The 2,882-nt window shown below is 69.1% G+C and carries 5 protein-coding genes; 4 read left to right on the forward strand and 1 reads right to left on the reverse strand.

Features of this window, described 5'->3' with window-relative positions; genetic code table 11:
* Positions 1-102: 102 nt before the first annotated feature.
* A partial coding sequence (locus tag AOK22_RS42335) for a hypothetical protein (RefSeq protein ID WP_208606512.1) occupies positions 103-294 on the forward strand: 192 nt, incomplete at its 3' end.
* Between the two features lie 145 nt (positions 295-439).
* Positions 440-1,240, forward strand: a complete 801-nt coding sequence (locus tag AOK22_RS44140) for an oxygenase MpaB family protein (RefSeq protein WP_425264119.1) — start codon at positions 440-442, stop codon at positions 1,238-1,240.
* A gap of 13 nt (positions 1,241-1,253) precedes the next feature.
* On the opposite strand, the gene AOK22_RS38410 is transcribed toward AOK22_RS44140, so the two are convergent.
* Positions 1,254-1,451, reverse strand: a complete 198-nt coding sequence (locus tag AOK22_RS38410) for a hypothetical protein (RefSeq protein ID WP_055703267.1) — start codon at positions 1,449-1,451, stop codon at positions 1,254-1,256.
* A 401-nt stretch (positions 1,452-1,852) separates the two neighbouring features.
* Here AOK22_RS38410 and AOK22_RS38415 point away from each other — a divergent pair.
* Both AOK22_RS38415 and AOK22_RS38420 read left to right on the forward strand, forming a co-directional pair.
* A partial coding sequence (locus AOK22_RS38415) for a hypothetical protein (RefSeq protein WP_157872431.1) occupies positions 1,853-2,163 on the forward strand: 311 nt, incomplete at its 3' end.
* Positions 2,164-2,239: 76 nt separating this feature from the next.
* Positions 2,240-2,882 (forward strand): alpha/beta fold hydrolase (locus tag AOK22_RS38420; RefSeq protein WP_157872430.1); only part of this gene is annotated, 643 nt, incomplete at its 3' end.

The following is a 2,882-nucleotide window of genomic DNA, read 5'->3' on the forward strand; positions in this document are numbered from 1 at the left end:
CCGCGACGATCCGCTCCACCATCCGGCGGGACCGCTCCTGGCGGGGCTCCTTCCGCATAACGCGAATTGTATGCGAATAAACATTCGCGTTACAACGGACGTATGACACAGATCAGCGAGGTCCGTGGCACCGATCGCTTTCCCCGCCGCTTCCGCGAGGCCGAGGAACGCGGCCGCAGGATCGCCCGCGGGCTCTTCCTCTTCGCCGACATCGGCAAGGAGGTCGACGAGACGCTGATGGAACGGTTGGGGGACGCCCTCCTCCAGCGCGACGAGCTGGGCGCCGCCCTCGCCNNCGGCCGTGCCCGACTGGGTGGACTGGGACCGGGTCGAGCGGGGCGCGGCGGCGTACCGCTTCCTGGGCCGCAACAGCGGCGACGTGCTCACCCTGCTGTCCCTGATCGGCGGCTACCGCTTCGGCGGACCGCCCGATCTGCTGGTGCTGACCGGCGGTCTGACCGAGGGGACGACCCTGCGGCGCCTCGGCGAGACGACCAAGTGGACGCATGCCGTCACCCGGGCCGGAGGGATGCGCCCCGGCGCCGAGGGCTGGCGCCTCACGGTCCATGTGCGTGCCATGCACGCCTTGATCAACGCCCGCTTCGCGCCGCGCTGGGACACGGAGCGGTGGGGCCACCCCGTCAACCAGGCCGACCAGGCGGGCACGCTCGGGCTCTTCGACGCGACGCTCATCGTCGGCTGCCTCGGGCTCGGGGTCCGGCTGACGCGGGCGCAACGCGACGACCTCATGCATCTGTGGCGGTACGTGGGTTGGCTGATGGGCGTCGCTCCGGAGTGGCTGACCGACGTCGAGGACGTACGGCACCGCTGGAACCACCACATCCTGCTGGCCGCCGCCGGTCAGACCCAGGCCGGCCGAGATCTGGCCCGGCTGACCCTGGACGCCCAGGCCGAGCGCGCCTTCGGGCACCGCAGCCCCGCCGCCGAGCGGCTCCACCAGCGCTATGAACGGGCCCGCCAGGCGAGCATCCTCACCGTCTTCATGGGCAAGGACGGCATGCGTGACCTGGGGCTGCGCATGCGGTTCCCCTGGGGGCTGCTGCTCGCCCTGGCGAGCAACACCGTCCGCTATCGCCTCCTCGGCGTACTGCCTGGAGGCCGGCGGCGGCTCGAAGCGCACGGCGCGCGGGTGCAGGACCGGCAGCTGGCTTCCATGTTCCCCGGTAGCGCAGCCGCCGTGGCCCACCTGCCAAGGGCGACACGCGAGGCCACGACGTGAGGCCCTCGTGGCACTACAGCCCCATGTCGAGGGCCAGGCACGAGTAGTACTTCCAGGACCGTTCGGAGTCGTACGCGTCCTTGCCCCCGCCGCCGCGCCCCGTCTCCACCTCTTCGGTCATGTCCTCGAAGCGGATGCGCTCGGGGAGGCTGCCGAAGCGTGCATGGCGCGTCGCCGCCGCGGCGGTGTCGTCGACGTGTTCTTTGCTCATGACCCGAGTCCCCTGTCCATTCGTTCATGATCAATCAGTTCGCACTTCATTCGATCCGTGCTTCATCCGATCCGTGCTTCACCCAGTTCGCACTTCATCTGACATCAGGACACACCTTGTCTGCGTCACCTGTCAAGACAGTGACTAATGCCGAGGGGTGCAGCACCTTCGGTGGCCAGTGGCTGCTCGTGGTCGCCTCATCACCCTCTCGGTAAGTGATGGAAGTGACCTGAGAACACCTGTCACCGTGCTGTGAGTCGAGGCGGGAGTCGCCCTCACGTGTGACTCAATTCCCCCTCGTGCACACGTGATTGAACGTGCAAGTCTCGCCACCGGCCGCACTCGCCGGGCATGTCGCGCCACACCCGCACCAACCTCGCCACACACCACAGGGAGTCCGCATGTTCACCTCCAGAGCGAAGTTCCACGCCACTGTCGCCACCGTCGCCACAATGGCCGCCGCCCTGATCGGGCTCGGAGCCGGGACCGCGAACGCCGCTGGTTGGCCTCCTTTACAGGAAGGCGCATACCTCTACTCCGGCACGCAGGGCAGCGGGACGGTGTCGACGGTCGACCTCGGCGACTTCGGCACCTGCCACACCCTGTCGACGCCGGCCCGTTCCCTGCAGATCGCCAACGGCTCCGCTTCCGTAGTGGTCTACCCCGCGGCCGCCTGCACCGGCGCCACCTCCTGGGCGAGCGGATCCCTCGCNNGGTGACGCCCCGTCTGCCAGAGTCGCTGCGCCAACGTCCGGATGAAGCCGGACACGTTCGACGGAGGGTTTCCCATGATCAACAGGCGTACGTTCAGCAAGGCGGCAGGCCTGGGCACGGGCGCTGCGGCCCTCTCGCTGTCAGGTCCCCACGGCCAGGCGTCCGCCGCGACGAGCTCGCCCCGGCCGCGCGGCGGCTCCGACGGACGCGGCACCCATACGGCGTTTCCCGAGCTGAAGCGCGTCAAGGCGGGTGCCCTCAGCGTCGGTTACGCCGAGGTCGGACCGGCCCACGGCCCCGTCGTCCTCTGTCTGCACGGATGGCCGTACGACATCCACAGCTTCGTCGACGTCGCCCCGCTCCTCGCCGACCTGGGCTACCGCGTCATCGTTCCCTACCTGCGCGGACACGGCGGCACCCACTTCCTCTCCGGCCGCACCCCTCGTACCGCCGAACAGTCCGCCGTCGCCCTCGACATCATCGCCCTGATGGACGCGCTCAAGATCGACAAGGCGGTGCTCGCCGGTTTCGACTGGGGCTCGCGCACCGCCGACGTCATCGCCGCCCTGTGGCCCGAACGCGTCAAGGCCCTGGTGTCCACCGGCGGTTACCTCATCACCGACGTCAAGGCGCAACTGGAGCCGGCCGCCGCGGCCGTGGAACACAACTGGTGGTACCAGTGGTACTTCGCCACCGAGCGCGGCAAGAAGACCATGG

This window comes from Streptomyces silaceus, assembly GCF_001419745.1.
Taxonomy (GTDB): Bacteria; Actinomycetota; Actinomycetes; order Streptomycetales; family Streptomycetaceae; genus Streptomyces; species Streptomyces silaceus.

Excerpts from the sequence above, each read along its gene's own strand:
- AOK22_RS38410 (WP_055703267.1), bottom strand. The coding sequence starts at position 1,451 with ATGAGCAAAGAACACGTCGACGACACCGCCGCGGCGGCGACGCGCCAT.